The organism is Caldimonas sp. (assembly GCF_046289365.1).
Lineage (GTDB): Bacteria > Pseudomonadota > Gammaproteobacteria > Burkholderiales > Burkholderiaceae_C > Caldimonas.
In genome coordinates this window covers 1-16,489 of the sequence record NZ_JBKBVU010000060.1, presented here as the reverse complement: position 1 = coordinate 16,489, position 16,489 = coordinate 1, and the positions used below count along the sequence as shown (strand labels likewise).

At 69.2% G+C, this 16,489-nt stretch carries 13 protein-coding genes; 9 read left to right on the top strand and 4 right to left on the bottom strand.

Features of this window, described 5'->3' with window-relative positions:
- Nucleotides 1–246 precede the first annotated feature (246 nt).
- Together ACK42S_RS08270 and ACK42S_RS08265 are read left to right on the top strand one after the other, a co-directional pair.
- The gene (locus tag ACK42S_RS08270; protein WP_409705517.1) at nt 247–390 is read left to right on the top strand and encodes a hypothetical protein; all 144 of its coding nucleotides are present in this window, start codon (nt 247–249) and stop codon (nt 388–390) included.
- Between the two features lie 7 nt (nt 391–397).
- Nucleotides 398–769: a hypothetical protein gene (locus ACK42S_RS08265; protein WP_409705514.1), complete on the top strand. Its 372-nt coding sequence runs from the start codon at nt 398–400 to the stop codon at nt 767–769.
- Nucleotides 770–858: 89 nt separating this feature from the next.
- Here ACK42S_RS08265 and ACK42S_RS08260 read toward each other — a convergent pair whose 3' ends face one another.
- The gene (locus ACK42S_RS08260; protein WP_409705511.1) at nt 859–1,362 is read right to left on the bottom strand and encodes a hypothetical protein; all 504 of its coding nucleotides are present in this window, start codon (nt 1,360–1,362) and stop codon (nt 859–861) included.
- 160 nt (nt 1,363–1,522) lie between these two features.
- Between ACK42S_RS08260 and ACK42S_RS08255 the strand changes: the two genes are divergently transcribed.
- The gene (locus tag ACK42S_RS08255) at nt 1,523–2,311 is read left to right on the top strand and encodes an enoyl-CoA hydratase (protein ID WP_409705508.1); all 789 of its coding nucleotides are present in this window, start codon (nt 1,523–1,525) and stop codon (nt 2,309–2,311) included.
- 7 nt (nt 2,312–2,318) lie between these two features.
- On the opposite strand, the gene mpl is transcribed toward ACK42S_RS08255, so the two are convergent.
- The 3 genes from mpl to ACK42S_RS08240 are packed head-to-tail and all read right to left on the bottom strand — an operon-like array spanning nt 2,319 to nt 5,951.
- The gene (gene mpl, locus ACK42S_RS08250) at nt 2,319–3,662 is read right to left on the bottom strand and encodes a UDP-N-acetylmuramate:L-alanyl-gamma-D-glutamyl-meso-diaminopimelate ligase (RefSeq protein ID WP_409705505.1); all 1,344 of its coding nucleotides are present in this window, start codon (nt 3,660–3,662) and stop codon (nt 2,319–2,321) included.
- A 34-nt stretch (nt 3,663–3,696) separates the two neighbouring features.
- The gene (gene hemL / locus ACK42S_RS08245; RefSeq protein WP_409705502.1) at nt 3,697–4,986 is read right to left on the bottom strand and encodes a glutamate-1-semialdehyde 2,1-aminomutase; all 1,290 of its coding nucleotides are present in this window, start codon (nt 4,984–4,986) and stop codon (nt 3,697–3,699) included.
- A 41-nt stretch (nt 4,987–5,027) separates the two neighbouring features.
- Entirely contained in the window at nt 5,028–5,951 is a 924-nt protein-coding gene (locus ACK42S_RS08240) for a hydroxymethylpyrimidine/phosphomethylpyrimidine kinase (RefSeq protein ID WP_409705499.1), read from the bottom strand.
- 164 nt (nt 5,952–6,115) lie between these two features.
- On the opposite strand from ACK42S_RS08240, the gene ACK42S_RS08235 reads away from it, so the two are divergent.
- From ACK42S_RS08235 to ACK42S_RS08210, 6 genes are all read left to right on the top strand, one after another.
- A complete protein-coding gene (locus ACK42S_RS08235; RefSeq protein ID WP_019560853.1) occupies nt 6,116–6,268 on the top strand; it encodes a rubredoxin in 153 nt (50 codons plus the stop codon).
- A 50-nt stretch (nt 6,269–6,318) separates the two neighbouring features.
- On the top strand, nt 6,319–6,732 hold the full coding sequence (locus ACK42S_RS08230; protein ID WP_409705496.1) for a PleD family two-component system response regulator: 414 nt from the start codon (nt 6,319–6,321) through the stop codon (nt 6,730–6,732).
- 95 nt (nt 6,733–6,827) lie between these two features.
- Nucleotides 6,828–7,193: a PleD family two-component system response regulator gene (locus ACK42S_RS08225; protein ID WP_409705494.1), complete on the top strand. Its 366-nt coding sequence runs from the start codon at nt 6,828–6,830 to the stop codon at nt 7,191–7,193.
- 66 nt (nt 7,194–7,259) lie between these two features.
- Nucleotides 7,260–7,802 (top strand): chemotaxis protein CheW, encoded by a 543-nt coding sequence (locus tag ACK42S_RS08220; RefSeq protein WP_409705491.1) that lies wholly within the window; start codon nt 7,260–7,262, stop codon nt 7,800–7,802.
- A 68-nt stretch (nt 7,803–7,870) separates the two neighbouring features.
- Nucleotides 7,871–10,180 (top strand): methyl-accepting chemotaxis protein, encoded by a 2,310-nt coding sequence (locus ACK42S_RS08215; RefSeq protein ID WP_409705488.1) that lies wholly within the window; start codon nt 7,871–7,873, stop codon nt 10,178–10,180.
- 17 nt (nt 10,181–10,197) lie between these two features.
- Nucleotides 10,198–16,314 carry an Hpt domain-containing protein gene (locus tag ACK42S_RS08210; protein WP_409705485.1) on the top strand — a complete coding sequence of 2,039 codons (6,117 nt, stop codon included), beginning with the start codon at nt 10,198–10,200 and terminating at the stop codon, nt 16,312–16,314.
- Nucleotides 16,315–16,489: the final 175 nt, after the last annotated feature.

Here is a 16,489-nt window from a genome sequence, read left to right as displayed (position 1 = left end):
GCTTCATGGAACAAGGCGGGCCGCACCTGCCGCACCCGGGCGAGCCGCTCGATGGGCGCAGCGACGATAAGCCCAGCTGGTGGCAAGCGGCCGGGCGCACCGGGCCCTTCGGGCCGCGCTACGGCTGGTGGTGGCGGGAGCATCCGGGGATCACGCTGCTGTACCACGTCATTGCGTTGCCAGGGATTGCGCTCATCGCGTGGGGGCTGTCCGTTGGCGCTTCACCGGCGATGTGGGGGGGCATTGATGGCCCCCTACATCCCCTTGTCGATCAACTGGAGCCAGGCCACCGGGCTATGGCTGGTGGCGCACACCTCGCGGCTGTATGAGTGGCCGCAGGCCGTGCGCCAGGCCATCGGGCCGCCGCTGCGCAAGGGGGTGGGGTGGTGAGTTGGTCATGAGTGCCCGTTACACGGTTCGGCTGGACACCTCACCCGAGCGCCACAGCGTTTCGGCGCGGCTGCAGAGCAAGGGCTGGGTGATGATCGGACGCATCCAGCGCGGTGCGCAGTTCGGAGCGCTGATGCAAACGTCCGAGGGGCGCCATGCGCTGGTCAATGGCGACCATGTCAGCGAACTCAACCAGAGCCAGGTGGCCTGTGCGCTCGAGCGAGCGCAGGCCAGGCCAAGCGGCTCAACGCAGCATCATGCGCGGCCGGCCGATGAGGCTCGTTCGCCACCCACAGGCTCGCCAAAGGTGATCATCAAGCGCAAGCGCGTCATCGCGCAGGCGCACGGGGCTTCGAACGTGGCGCCGCCGGCGCGATGAGGTGCGCACGTTGACAGAAGGTCAGGGGGCACTGCAGCCACAGACCCCGCCACAGCGCGAACAGCACAGCGGCTCTCGATAGCAGGCGCTCAGTACGGGTCGATGAAGCGGATACGGAAGGCCTCGGCCGTCGTCGGCCCGCGGTTGTCCTGCAGCACCCGCTGGGCCATGCTCAACACCGGCTTCAAGTCCGCCCAGGCCTTGGACTTCTCCAGACGCACGGCCAGGTCGTCGCCCATGGGCCCGAGCTGCTCGGAAACGAAGCGGGCGGCCTGCTGGCGCAGGGTGACGAATTCCGAGCCCGTGGGGCCCTGGCTGAACCCCGATTCGGCCGCCGAGGGTACGCTGTCGGGCGCCTTCGCCCCGTTCGGTGCAGACCGCTGGGCGGTGACAGCGATCACCTCGATGTACCCCTGGTCGCGCAACTGCTGGAGCAGGTCCTGGCCATCGCCGGGAATCATGCGCAGCAGCTCCTCGTCCGTGCGCTTGCCGTCCACCATGATCAGCGCCGAACGCAGCTTCATCGCCAGGTGGTTCTGGCGGGTGGCGATCTCGGCCTGTCCCTTTTCTGTTTTGCGGTACACCGTAGCCATCGGTCACCCTGGTTGCGCGCGATGATGGCAGCTTAACGCGCGAAGGCAGGCCACGCCATCAGGAAAGCACCGCCCCGGGGCGCGCGCGGGGGCTGCCGCGCGGTCGGATTTCACGCTGCAGGCGGGGCCGTATAGTGAGGGGCTTCGAAAGGAGAACCCCGTGAGCGAACCCCTCATCCTGACCCAGGTGCGCGGCCAGGCCGCGCTGAAGGTGGGTGTCATCACCCTGAACCGGCCCAAGCAGCTCAACGCCCTCAACGATGCGCTGATGGATCAGCTCGGCGAGGCCTTGCTGGGCTTCGATGCCGACGAGACCATCGGCTGCATGGTCCTCACCGGTAGCGAGAAGGCCTTTGCGGCCGGTGCCGACATCTCGGCCATGGCGAAGTGGACTTACATGGAGGTCTACAAGTCCGACTTCATCACCCGCAACTGGGAAACCCTCAAGCGCGTGCGCAAGCCGGTGATCGCCGCGGTCTCGGGCTTTGCGCTGGGCGGAGGCTGCGAGCTGGCGATGATGTGCGACATCATCATCGCTGCAGACACCGCAAAGTTCGGCCAGCCCGAGATCAAGCTGGGCATCATCCCCGGCGCGGGAGGCACGCAGCGCCTGCCGCGCGCGGTGGGCAAGGCCAAGGCCATGGACCTCACGCTCACCGGGCGCATGATGGATGCCGCCGAGGCCGAGCGCGCCGGCCTGGTGTCGCGCGTGGTGCCGGCCGACAGGCTGCTGGACGAAGCCTTCGCCGCGGCCGATGCGATCTGCGGCTACTCGCTGCCCAGCCTGATCGCGGCCAAGGAATGCGTGAACCGGGCCTATGAGGCACCGCTCAACGAAGGCCTGCTCTTCGAACGCCGCGCCTTCCACGCCCTGTTCGCCACCGAGGACCAGAAGGAGGGCATGGAGGCCTTCCTGGCCAAGCGCCCTGCGGCGTTCCGGCACCGCTGAGTCGCGTTCAGCGCGCCGCCAGCGCCTCCAGCAGGCGGCCATGGATGCCACCGAAGCTGCCGTTGCTCATGCACAGCACATGGTCGCCCGGGCGGACCGCGGCCAGCACCTGGGCGATCACGCCATCGATGCTGTCAGCCACCTGGGCCTTCGCGCCCATCGGGGCCAGGGCCTGGGCGGCGTCCCAGCTCAGGCCGCCGCTGTGGCAGAAGGTGAGATCGGCCGCCTCCAGGGCCCAGGGCAACTGGGCCTTCATCGTGCCCAGCTTCATCGTGTTCGAGCGCGGCTCGAAGACGGCCAGGATGCGGGCCTTGCCCACACGGCGGCGCAGACCGTCCACCGTGGTGCGAATGGCGGTGGGATGGTGGGCGAAGTCGTCGTACACGGTCACGCCACCGGCCGTGCCGCGCACCTCCAGCCGGCGCCGCACGTTGCGGAAGGCGCCCAGGGCCTCGGCCGCCGCCTGCGGGGCCACGCCCAGGTGCTCGGCCGCGGCGATGGCGGCCAGGGCGTTCAACTGGTTGTGCTCGCCCAGCAGTTCCCAGCGCACGTGGCCCACGGCCTGGCCGTTGCGGAGCACCTCGAAGTCGTGCGGTTCGCCCCGGGCCTCGAAGCCTTCGGCCCCGCCGAAGCGCACCACCTCGCTCCAGCAGCCCTTGTCCAGCACGCGCTGCAAGGGGGCCTCGCGGGCATTGACGACGAGGCGGCCGCTGGACGGCACGGTGCGCACGAGGTGGTGGAACTGGCGTTCGATCGCGGCCAGGTCGTCGAAGATGTCGGCGTGGTCGAACTCCAGATTGTTCAGCACGGCGGTGCGCGGCCGGTAGTGCACGAACTTGCTGCGCTTGTCGAAGAAGGCGGTGTCGTACTCATCGGCCTCGATCACGAAGGCAGGCCCCGAACCCAGGCGGGCTGACACCCCGAAGTTCTGCGGCACTCCGCCCACGAGGAAGCCGGGCTGCCGCCCGGTGGCCTCCAGGATCCAAGCCAGCATCGAGGTGGTGGTGGTCTTGCCGTGCGTGCCGGCCACGGCCAGCACATGGCGGCCGTGCAGGACATGCTCGGCCAGCCACTGCGGGCCGCTCATGTAGCGCAGTCCCGCATCGAGCACGGCCTCCATCAGCGGGTTGCCGCGGCTCACCACATTGCCCACCACCCAGACGTCGGGCTGCAGCGCAAGTTGGTCGGCGCCGTAGCCCTCGATCAGCTCGATGCCCAGCTCGCGCAACTGCTCGCTCATGGGCGGGTAGACGCCGGCATCGCAGCCGGTGACGCGGTGGCCCGCCTCGCGGGCCAGGGCGGCCAGCCCGCCCATGAAGGTGCCGCAGATGCCGAGGATGTGAAGGTGCATGCGTGAAGCCCGGCGCGGGCCGGGAACCAGGGGATCAGGAAGCAAAAGCGGCGCGGGCGGCGTCGATGGTGGCGGCGATGTCCTCGGCCGTGTGGGCGGCGCTGACAAAGCCGGCTTCATACAGGGCGGGCGCGAGATAAACGCCGCGCTCGAGCATGCCGTGGAAGAAGCGGTTGAAGGCGTCCTTGTCGGTGGCCATGACCTGCCCGTAGTGCTGTGGCAGCTCGCGCGCCAGGAAGAAGCCGAACATGCCGCCTTCGCAGTCGACGGCCAGGTCGATTCCGGCCTCCCGCGCCGCGCCTTGCAGCCCATCCACCAGCGAGCGGGTGCGCGCCGACAGGGCCTCGAAGAAGCCAGGCCGGCTGATCTCGCGCAGCGTGGCCAGGCCGCAGGCCGTGGCCACCGGATTGCCCGACAGGGTGCCGGCCTGATAGACCGGGCCCGTGGGCGAGAGCTGCTCCATGATGGCGCGCGGGCCGCCAAAGGCCGCCAGCGGCATGCCCCCGCCGATCACCTTGCCGAAGACGCTGAGGTCCGGCTGGAAGCCCGGGATGAGCCGGCCGTACAGCCCCTGCGCGCCGTGCAGGCCCACGCGAAAGCCGGTCATGACTTCGTCGAAGACCAGCAGTGCGCCGTGCCGCGTGCACAGCTCGCGCAGCCGGGTCATGAACGGCACGCTGGCACGCACGAAGTTCATGTTGCCGGCGATCGGCTCGATCATCACGCAGGCGAGCTGCGCGCCGTGCTCGGCGAAGGCCGCCTCGAGCTGCTCGAGGTGGTTGTATTCGAGCACCAGGGTGTGTTGCACGGCCTCGGGCGGCACCCCGGCACTGGTGGGGTGGCCGAAGGTGGCCAGGCCCGAGCCGGCCTTGACCAGCAGGGCGTCGGCATGGCCGTGGTAGCAGCCTTCGAACTTGATCAGCTTGGGCCGGCCGGTGGCGCCGCGTGCCAGGCGGATCGCGCTCATGGCAGCCTCAGTACCCGAGCTCACCAAGCGCACCTGTTCCATCGAGGGCACGAGGGCCAGGATGGCTTCGGCCAGCTCGATCTCGCGCTCGGTGGGAGCGCCGAAAGAAAAGCCCTCGCTCACGGCCCGCTGCACGGCTTCGACCACGGCGGGGTGGCCGTGACCCAGGATCATCGGGCCCCAGGAGCCGATGTAGTCGATGTAGCGGCGGCCCTCGGCGTCGTAGAGGTAAGCCCCTTGGGCTCGCGTGATGAAGCGCGGCGTGCCACCCACGGCGCGGAAGGCACGCACGGGCGAGTTGACGCCGCCAGGAATGACCTTGCGGGCGCGTTCGAAGAGTTGGTCGTTGGTGGCCATGCGATGCAGGGGTGGGGGCCGGCGGGCAGGCCCGCGGCGGTTCAGTGGATGTGGCGCGGATCCGGGGTTCCGCCACCGTCGGCCTCGCCGGGGGCCTCCTCGGACCCCTCGGCCGGCGGCAGGGCCCAGAAGAAACGATCGGGGATCACCCCGCCCATGCCGGGCCGGAAGCCGGCATCCAGGGTCTGGTCGAGAAAGGCCAGCGCCTCGGCGGCGGCATCGGTGACTTCGGCGCCATTGGCCAGCATCGCCGCCAGCGCCGCCGACAGCGTCTCGCCGGCGCCGACGAAGCCGGTGTCGAAGCGCTCGAAGCGTTCGCCGCTGACCGGCCCCTCGGCTGTGGCCAGCACGTTGTCGACGAAGTGATCGGGCAACTGGATGCCGGTGACGAGCACGAAGCGTGTGCCGTGCTCGGCGGCCGCGACGGCCAGCTCGCGTGGCGAGGCCGGCCGGTCGGCGTCCCACTCGGGCAGCAGGAAGTCGGTGAGGGTCTTGTGGTTGCCCACGAGCACCGAGGCCTGGGGCAACACCAGCTCGCGGAACGCCTCGTGATAGGCCTCGTGGGCGGATTCCTCCATCCAGGGCAGGCTGGGCAGGTAGGCCACGAGCGGCACGTCGGGATAGTCGGACAACACCTCGGCGACGGCGCCGATGGTTTCCGCGCTGCCGAGGAAGCCCACCTTCCAGGCGGCGATGGGGGTGTCTTCGAGGATGCTGCGGGCCTGCTCGACCACCGCCTCATCGTCGAGCACGTGATGATCGAACACTTCGGCGGTGTCGCGCAGCAAGATGGCCGTGACCACCGGCAACGGATGCGCCCCCATGGCGCACAGGGTGGCCACGTCACCGCCCAGGCCGCCGGCTCCGCTGGGATCGTTGGCATTGAAGCTCATCACGCACGGCGGGGCGCCGGCGTCCTCGGGGGCGTCGATGGCCGGGGCCGGGTCTTGGGGGGGGTGGGACATGGGTGTGGGCCGGTGCGGTGGGCGAGGGCGGTCACTGCGGAACTTCACATGAACAATCGCGTGTAAGTTCGCACAAACCCTCGCGGTTTTGTGTGTTCACAAGGCTACAATGCCTCGCATCATTGTAGTGAAACTGATACAAAGTGAGCGAGTCTCGAACCTGGATGTGCCTGATTTGCGGATGGATCTACGACGAGGCCGCTGGCGACCCTGAACATGGCATCGCCCCGGGCACCGCCTGGGCCGATGTGCCGATGAACTGGGTCTGTCCCGAATGCGGCGCTCGCAAGGAAGACTTCGAAATGGTGCAGATCTAGCGCGACAGACGCGGGAACAGCCAATTCAAGTCGTTGAGGAGAGGGCTTCAGTGAGCGACACCGTTGCTTCGATCAGTCAAGCCACGTCTGCGGGGGGCACCAAGGTGCTCGTCATCGACGACAGCAACACCATCCGCCGCAGCGCCGAGATTTTCCTCAAGCAAGGCGGCTACGAGGTGGTGCTGGCCGAGGACGGTTTCGACGCGCTGGCCAAGGTCAATGACCACGAGCCGCACCTGATCTTCTGCGACATCCTGATGCCGCGGCTCGACGGCTACCAGACCTGCGCGATCATCAAGCGCAATCCCAAGTTCTCCGCGGTGCCGGTGATCATGCTGTCCTCCAAGGACGGTTTGTTCGACAAGGCACGCGGACGCATGGTCGGCTCGCAGGACTACCTGACCAAGCCCTTCACCAAGGACCAGTTGCTTCAGGCCGTGGAACAGCACCGCCGTATCGCATGAATCCCCGGGCGCCCCACAGCAGGCGCCCTTTCTCATTGCATCCGTTTGCCCAGGGGCGCCTGCATGCAGGCGCCGAACGAGTGAGGTAGAAAGCCATGCCAGTCAAGAAGATCCTGTTGGTCGACGACTCGAAGACCGAGCTGCATCATCTGTCCGAACTGCTGTCCAAGCGCGGCTACAGCGTGCGCACCGCCGAGAATGGCGAGGAGGCCTTGCGCCGTCTGGCCGAGGACAAGCCCGACCTGATTCTGATGGACGTCGTCATGCCCGGCCAGAACGGTTTCCAGCTCACGCGCTCGATCACGCGCGACCCCAACTTCGCCGACGTGCCCGTGATCATGTGCACGAGCAAGAACCAGGAGACCGACAAGGTTTGGGGCATGCGCCAAGGTGCACGCGACTACGTGGTCAAGCCCGTGGACGCCGAAGAGCTGATTAGCAAGATCCGCGCCTTCGACTGATGAGCCGTCGCGCAGACCGCAGCAGGGACCTGCGGGGTCGCACCCGAGCAACCACAGACACACACCATGGCGAACAAAGAAGCGCTGCGTGAGCTGCAAAGCCGGCTGGCCGAGCGTTTGCAGGCCGCGCGCACCGAGGCGCGCACGGCGAGCTGGCTGGCGGTGGAGTCCGCAGGCCGGCGTTTCCTGCTGCCTTTGCAGGATGCCGGCGAGATCTTCCCGTTCTCGTCGTGCGTGAGCGTGCCGCACACCTCGCCCTGGTTCCTGGGCGTGGCCAACCTGCGCGGTGGTCTGCATGGCGTGGTCGACTTGGCCGCCTTCCTGGGTCTAAAAGCCGCGAGCGTGCCAGGCGCCGACGGCCTGCGCGAGCAGGCCCGGCTGATCGCGCTCAATCCGTCGCTGGACATCAATTGCGCCTTGCTGGTGGAACGGCTGGCCGGCCTGCGCAGCCGCGACCAGCTCCAGCCGGCCGACGATGGTGTGGACGAGCGTGCGGCGCGTCCCGGCTTCGTGGGCAAGCGCCTGCGCGACGCCCAGGGGCGCGTCTGGCAGGAGCTGCACTTGGCGGCGCTGGCGCGTGACGAGGCATTCCTGAGGATCGTGGGCTGACGGGGCGCTTCGCGCGACGACGACCGGCCTGGTATGAGTGACGTTCGAGCAGAAAGCTAGAGGGGAAAATGAGTTTCATCAGCAAGATCACCGGCAAGGGCAAGAAGGGGCCGGGCGAGGACTCGCTGGGCAAGCCGTACGACGACGCCTCGGACGACCTGCCCCTGCCAGGGCCGGACGCGACGATCAGCCTGGAAACCCGGCCCGCCGGGACATCCTCCGCGGACAAGGACTCGTCCATCATCTCTGAGGTGGCGCCATCGGAATTGCCCGGTGAGTTCGCGCAAACGCGCATGCAGGCCGGAGATGTCGGGGAATCCAGCTCGCGGCTGCCCCTGATTGGCCATCTGCCGGTGGCTCAGCAGCAGCGGATCCTGGGTGCGCTGACCGTGCTGGGCGTGGTGGGGCTGCTCGCGGTGGTGGGCATCTCGCAGAACAACGCCAACAACGTGGCCACCCAAGTGCGCACCACCGGTGAGGCGCTGATGCAGTCGCAGCGCCTGGCCAAGTCGGTGTCGCAGGCCCTGGTGGGCAGCCCTCAGGCCTTCCCGGAGGTGCGAGAAAGCTCGACCGTGCTGGCCTCGGGCACGCGCGGCCTGCGCAACGGCAGCTCCGACATTCCGCCGGTGTCGCCCGACGTGCAGCAGGCCCTCGAGCCCATCATGCCCCTGGTCGATCGTGCCGAGAAGAACGCCGGCATCGTGCTGGCACAGCAGGAAATCCTGACCCAGGTCGGGCAGGCCCTGCGCACCATCAACCGCCAGTCGGCCGACCTGCTGGAGATCGCCGAGACCATCTCCTCGCTGAAGCTGCAGCAGAACGCCTCGCCGGCCGAGATCTCGGCGGCGGGCCAGCTCGTGATGCTCACGCAGCGCATCGGCAAATCGGCCAACGAGTTCCTGACGATGGAAGGCGTGTCGCCCGAGGCCGTGTTCCTGCTGGGCAAGGACCTGAACTCCTTCCGCGAGATCTCTCAGGGCCTGCTGGAGGGCAGCGCCGAACTGCGTCTGCCGCCCACGCGCGACGAACAGACCAAGGAGCGCCTGCTGGCCCTGCAGGAGCTGTACGAGCAGACCCGCACGCAGGCCGGGGCCATCCTGGGCAACCTGCAAGGCCTGGTGTCGGCCCGTGAGGCCCAGGTGGCGATCATCGACGACTCCGAGGCCCTGCGCAAAGGTCTGCAGCAGGTGCAAGAGCGCCTGTCCGAGCAGGCCGGCTTCGGCACCCTCAACGTCATCGTGCTGCTGGTGTCCATCGCGATGGCACTGGTCGGCATCCTCGGTCTGCTCTACGTGTACTTCCAGGCCGAGCGCGCGCGTGCGCAACTGGCCGAGCAGCAGCGGCGGGAAGCCGAGCGGCAGGAGCAGGAGGCCAAGCGCGTCAACGATGCGAACCAGGCGGCCATTCTGAGGCTGATGAACGAACTGCAGACGGTGGCCGAAGGTGACCTGACGCAGCAAGCCACCGTGACGGAAGACATTACCGGCGCCATCGCCGACTCGGTGAACTACACGGTGGAGGAACTGCGCAATCTGGTGTCGCAGGTGCAGGGCACGGTGTCGCGGGTGACCGAGACCACGCAGCAGGTGGAGGCCACCTCCACCGAACTGCTGGCCGCCTCGACAGAGCAACTGCGCGAGATCCGCGACACCGGCGAGTCGGTGCTCCAGATGGCCAGCCGAATCAACGACGTGTCGGCACAGGCCCAGCACTCGGCCCAGGTGGCACGCCAGTCGCTGATGGCGGCCGAACAGGGCCTGCAGGCCGTGCAGAATGCCATCGGCGGCATGAACGCGATCCGCGAGCAGATCCAGGAGACCTCCAAGCGGATCAAGCGGCTGGGCGAGTCGTCGCAAGAGATCGGCGAGATCACCGAGCTGATCTCCGACATCACGGAACAGACCAACGTGCTGGCACTGAATGCCGCCATCCAGGCCGCCTCCGCGGGCGAAGCCGGTCGCGGCTTCTCGGTGGTGGCCGAGGAAGTGCAGCGGCTGGCCGAGCGCTCCGCCGACGCCACGAAGCAGATCGCAGCCCTGGTGAAGACCATTCAGACCGACACGGCCGATGCCGTGGCGGCCATGGAGCGCTCCACCCAGGGTGTGGTGGAAGGGGCCAAGCTGTCGGACAACGCCGGTACCGCGCTGGGCGAGATCGACCGCGTGTCGCGCCAGCTCGCCGAGCTGATCGAGCAGATCTCGGCCCAGGCCTCCCGCGAAGCCGAGTCGGCCAACATCGTGGCCGGCAACATCCAGCACATCTTCGCGGTGACCGAGCAGACGGGTGAAGGCACGCGATCGACGGCCCAACTGGTGCGCGAACTGTCCAAGACTGCCGAGGAACTGAAACAGTCGGTGTCGCGGTTCAAGATCAGCTGAGCAGGGTGGGGCACTGGATGGACAGCAGCAACCGTGACAGTCTGACCGGCGACGACCTCAGCGCCCTGGCCTGGGTCCAGGATGAACTGCGCAAGTCGCTCGACAACGCCCACAAGGCCTTGCGCCGCTTCCTCAAGGAGGCCGACAGCGCTGCCGGCTCGGACGTCGATGCCGTCGATCCGTCCGTTCTGCGCACCGCACGCCAGCAGCTCCACCAGGGGGTGGGCGCTCTCGAACTCGTGGGCATGCCAGCGGCTGCCAGCGTGCTGCGCGCTAGCGAGGCCGCCGTCCAGCGCTACATCCAGAAGCCCCAGAAGCTCGACGCTGCGGCGGTCGAGACCCTGGAGAAAGCCTCGTTTGGCCTGCTGGATTACCTCTCGCGTGTGCTGGCCGGCCGCAAGGTCTCCTGTGTGTCTCTCTTTCCCCAGTACCGCGCGGTGCAGGAACTGGCCGGGGCCGACCGCATCCACCCCGCCGACCTGTGGAGCGTCGACTGGCATTGGACGGAGGTGGCCGACGTCGCCACCGGCGTCGGCCCGCGCAGCGCCGACGCGGCCACACGCGGTGAACTCGAGACCCTGCTGCTGGCGTTGATGCGGGGCCGCTCCACGGCCCGCACCGCCCAGCGCATGAGCGACCTGTGCGCCGGCCTGGGCGTGAGTGCCCCGGGGATGCATGCCGCCACGTTCTGGCGGCTTGCGGCAGCCTTCTTCGAGGCGCTGGCCCGAGACCTGCTGCCGCTGGATGTCTACAGCAAACGCGTGGCTTCACGCATCCTGGCGCAGTTCGGCATGATCGAGCGCGGCGAGTCGGCCGTCTCCGAGCGTCTGGCGCAGGACCTCCTTTTCTTCTGTGCCCAATGCCGCCCCGGCGATACGCTGGCACCTCGTGTGCAGGCCGTGCGCCGGGCCTACGGCCTGGAAGACCACGAGCCGGTGAACTACGAGGTGTCCCACCTCGGCCGCTTCGACCCGGCCCTGCTGGTGCAGGCGCGCAAGCGCGTGGCCGCCGCCAAGGATGCCTGGTCGGCCGTGGCCGGCGGCGAGATGCACCGCCTGACCGGCTTGAACGAGCAATTCAGCCTCGTGGGGGATTCCCTGCGCAGGATTTACCCGGCCGGCGAGGCCCTGGCCGAGGCGCTGATGCGCTCGGTGGCCCAGACGGTGGAGTCGGCCAGCGCCCCCCAGGCCCCGCTGGCCATGGAAGTGGCCACCAGCGTGCTCTACCTCGAGGCCTCGCTGGAAGACGCGGATTTCGACGACCCGCAGCTCGCCGAGCGCAGCAACCGCTTGGCCGAACGCATCGAGTCGGTGCGCCGGGGTGAGCCGGCCCAGCCGCTCGAGTCCTGGATGGAGGACCTGTACCGCCGGGTCTCGGACCGCCAGACCATGGGCAGCGTGGTGCAGGAACTGCGCGCCTCGCTGAGCGAGGCAGAGAAGCTGATCGACCAGTACTTCCGCAACCCGGCCGACCGTTCCGTGCTGGCGCCGGTGCCCGGTCAACTGGCCGCCATGCGCGGCGTGCTCTCGGTGCTGGGCATGGACCAGGCTTCGCAGGCCGTGCTGCGCATGCGCGACGTGGTCGACGAACTGCTGGCCACCGAGGTCGATCCGCAATCGCCGTCGGCAGCCGCCACGTTCGAGCGGCTGGCCGGCAATCTGGGCGCGCTGGGCTTCCTGATCGACATGCTCAGCTACCAGCCGCAGATGGCGAAGTCGCTGTTCACTTTCGATGCCCATCGGGGCGAACTGCGCCCGGTGATGGGCCGCGCCAGCGAGCCGGCACCGCCAGTGACGCTGGTCGAACCCCGGCTGATCGAGCAGGCCCAGGCGCTGGCCGCCCAGGTCGAGCGCGAGGATCTCTCCCTCGAAACCCTGTCTGCCGAACTGCAGCGCCTGTCCGACCAGGCCTTGGTGGCCGACCAGCCCGCGCTGGCCGAGCCGCTGAACCAGGCCCATGCCGCGGTCGAGCAGGCTGCACGCGGTGAGGCCGACCTCCAGGCGGTGCGCGAGCAGGTCGCGCAGGCCGTGGCCGATTTCGTCTCCACGGCCTCGGATGCCGCCACGCTGGCTCCCGAAGTGGCCGCCGCACCGGCGACCGCACCGGCCGCGCCGGGGCCCTCCGGCCTGGAAGACGACGACGAGATGCGCGCCATCTTCCTCGAAGAAGCCCAGGAGGTGATGGGCGCGGCCGGTGCCGCGCTGGACCTGTTGACCCGCACGCCCGACGACATCGAGCAACTCACCACCGTGCGCCGCTCGTTCCACACGCTCAAAGGCAGCTCGCGCATGGTCGGACTCAACGACTTCGGCGAGGCGGCCTGGGCCTGCGAGCAGCTCTACAACACCTGGCTGGCCGACCAGAAGCCGGCCAGCGACGACCTGCTGGCTTTCACCGGCGAGGTGCTCGACTACCTGGCGGCCTGGATCGGCGAGATCGCCGCGCGCGTGGACCCCACGCACCACAGCATCCCGGTGCGCACCGCGGCCGATGCGATGCGGTTGGAAGGCCGGCGCCTGGCCGTGCATGCCCCCGGCGGCCCTACGGCGGTGTCGATGCCGGCCGAGCTGCCGGTGGCCGAACCGCCGGCCCCGGCCGCACCGGTGGTGGAGCTGCCGGCCTTCACGCTGGACCTGTCGGCCTTCGAGGATGCCGCCGCGCCCGTGGCGACCGCCGAACCGGCCGTCGCCGAGGCCCCGCCGGCTGCTTCGGAAGACCCTCTGCCCGAGGCCGGCGCTGCCGCCCAGGCCGAGGTGATCGTCGATTTCGGGGACCTCGACCTGGACCTCGGGTCCACCGAGACGATCGAAGCCGCCCCGGCGCTGCCCGACAATGTCGTGCCTTTGCCTCTGCGCGCCATCGCGCCGGCCGAAGGGCATGACACACCGTCCGCCCCGGCGCAGCCGCCGGCCGAACCGGTGAACGACCAGGTCAAGGTGGTCGGTCCTCTGCGCATCGGTATTCCGCTGTTCAACATCTACCTGACCGAGGCCGACGAGCTGTCACGGCGGCTGAGCACCGAGCTGGCCGAATGGGCCCTGGAACTCGACCGCCCGGTGGGCGAGGCAGCGATCGCCCATGCACATTCGCTGGCTGGCTCGTCGTCGACCGTGGGCTTTGCCGACCTCTCGCAACTGGCGCGCCGTCTGGAGCACGCGCTGACGCGCTCGCAGGCCATCGGGCGCGGCGATGCCGAGCAGGCGAGACTCTTCGTCGATGTCGCTGACGAGATCCGCCGCTTGCTGCACCAGTTCGCCGCGGGCTTCCTGAAAGAACCCTCGCCGGAGCTGCTGGCGCGTCTGGACGAGCACGAACTGCACTCGGCGCGTGCGCTGGAATCGCTGCATGCCCGCGGCGACCTCGATGAGTCCGGGCCGGGCGAGCTGGTGCCGCCGCAGGCCGTCGCTGACGACGCTCACGACGCTGACGACGCCGGGTCTGTCGCTGAGGCCGTGTCGCCCGCCGAAGGTGGGCCGACCGAGCCGGCCCCGCTGGCCGGGCCGCCTTCCCTGCTGGGCTCGCTGCCCGACCTGGGCCGCACTGAGCTGCGTGAGCTGCCGGCCCTGCAGGCCGTGACCGCCTCAGCGGCCAGGCATGTGACGGGCCTGCCCGGCGAGGGGCTGGACATCGATGACGACATCGATGCGGTCGATGCGGTCGATGCCGATCTGTTCCCCATCTTCGAGGAAGAGGCCCAGGAACTGCTGCCCCAGCTCGCCAGTGAGCTGCGCGAGTGGCTGCGCCAGCCCGGCGACACGCATGCAGGCCAAGCCTGCATGCGCACCTTGCACACTTTCAAGGGCGGCGCACGTCTGGCCGGCGCGATGCGCCTGGGCGAACTCGCCCACCGCCTCGAGACCTCGATCGAACGCCTGCTGGCCCGTGGCGACGTCAGTGCCGAAGACGTCGAACCGCTGGAAGGGCGTGTGGACGTGATCACGGCGGTGTTCGAAGCCCTGCGCCGCCAGGACGCCCAGGCCTATGCCGATGCCACGGCGGCGGTTCAGGCCCGACCGGAGGCGGCGGCGGTGCTCGAGGCCCCGTCCTCGCCCCTGCCGCTGATGGAGCATGTGGACCTGCCGGTGGCCGATGCACCGGCCCTGCAGGACGTCGAGCCGGCGGCCGCACCGCAGGCGCCACCCACGGACACCGCCGCGGCGGGTACCGAGCCGGAGATCGACTGGTCGCGCTTCGTGCAGACTGCCTCCGGCGCAGCGGCGGGGCAGGGGGCTGTGGCACGCACGGCCGTGCAGACGGGGCAGGCCGCTGTGCGGGTGCGTGCCCAGTTGCTCGACCGCCTGGTCAACCAGGCCGGCGAGGTGAGCATCACCCGGGCCCGGCTGGAGTCCGGGGTCAGTCAGATCAAGGGCTCGCTGACCGACCTGACCGACAACCTGGAGCGGCTGCGCCAGCAGTTGCGTGACATCGAGCTGCAGGCCGAGACGCAGATGGCCTCGCGCATGGAGCAGGCCAAGGCCGAGGGTCTGGCCTTCGACCCGCTGGAGTTCGACCGCTTCACCCGCTTCCAGGAGATCACCCGCATGATGGCCGAGTCGGTGAACGACGTGGCCACGGTGCAGCGGGCCCTGCAGCGCACGCTGGAGACCACCGAGGATGAACTGGCCGCCCAGGCCCGCCTGACGCGCGAACTGCAGGATGACCTGCTGCGCACCCGCATGGTCGAGTTCGAGGGGCTGTCCGAGCGCCTGTACCGGGTCGTGCGGCTGGCCGCCAAGGAAACCGGCAAGCAGGTGCGCCTGGACATCGTCGGCGGTGCGATCGAAGTCGACCGTGGCGTGCTCGACCGCATGACCGCCTCGTTCGAGCACCTGCTGCGCAACTGTGTCACGCACGGCATCGAGCCGCCGCAGGAGCGTGCGGCGGCGGGCAAGGACCCGGTGGGCACCATCGTCGTGGCCCTGCACCAGGAAGGCAACGAAGTTGCCATCGAGTTCCGTGACGACGGGGCCGGCCTGAACCTCGCGCGCATCCGCGAACGCGGCCGGGCCATGGGCCTGATCGCGCCCGACGACGACCCCAGCGATGCCGAACTCGCCAACCTGATCTTCACACCGGGCTTTTCCACCGCCGAGACGGTCACCGAACTGGCCGGCCGCGGGGTGGGCATGGACGTGGTGCGCTCGGACGTGAACGCCATGGGCGGCCGCATCGAGACCGCCACGGCGCCAGGCCAGGGCACGAGCTTCAAGCTGGTGCTGCCGCTGACCACGGCGGTCACGCAGATCGTGATGCTGCGCTGCGGCAACGTCACCGTGGGCGTGCCGGCCAACCTGATCGAGATCGTGCGACGCGCCTCGCCCGAGGAAGTCCGGCGCGCCTACGAGACCTCGGTCTACCTGCTGGGCGATCAGATGCTGCCCTTCTTCTGGCTGGGTGCGTTGCTGCAATCCAGCGGGCACGGCCAGGAAGCCGGGCGCACCCTGCCCGTGGTGGTGGTGCGCAGCGCCCAGCAGCGTGTGGCCCTGCATGTGGACGAGGTGCTGGGCACCCAGGAAGTGGTGGTGAAGAACCTCGGGCCCCAGTTGTCGCGGCTGCCGGGCCTGGCCGGCATGACGTTGCTGGCCTCGGGCGCGGTGGCGCTGATCTACAACCCGGTGGCGCTGGCCACGGTGTACGGCGACGCGGCCCGGGCCCTCACCGCGGCGGCGATGCACCCGGCGGCCGAGGCCCAACGCCAAGCCGAGGCGGCCGAACGCCTGCGGGTTGCCGCCGAGGAGCCGGCCACGCCGCTGGTGCTGGTCGTTGACGACTCCCTCACGGTGCGTCGTGTGACGCAGCGCCTGCTGGCGCGCGAGGGCTACCGTGTGGCCCTGGCCAAGGATGGGCTGGAGGCCCTGGAGCGGCTGGCCGAGGAGCGTCCGGCGGTGGTGCTCAGCGACATCGAGATGCCCCGCATGGACGGCTTCGACCTCGTGCGCAACCTGCGGGCCGATGCGCGCCTGGCCGATCTGCCGGTCATCATGATCACCTCGCGCATTGCCCAGAAGCACCGCGACTATGCCGTCGAGCTGGGGGTCAACCACTACCTGGGCAAGCCCTACAGCGAAGAGGAGCTGCTGGCGCTGATCGGCCGCTACGTCGCCCAGGCCGCCGGTGCCCAGCCGGTGCATTGAATCCGGACGGAGGTCGCGCACGATGCCCCCCTCCGTTCCGTCGGCCATCGACCACCTGGCGGCCCTCACGGGCTACCGGGACCGCGACCTGCTCGACGTGACCCTGGCCCACGCCCTGATGGACCTGCTCGCGCCGCTGGGCGTGGCGGTGTACAAGCTGGCGAAAAAAAAAGAG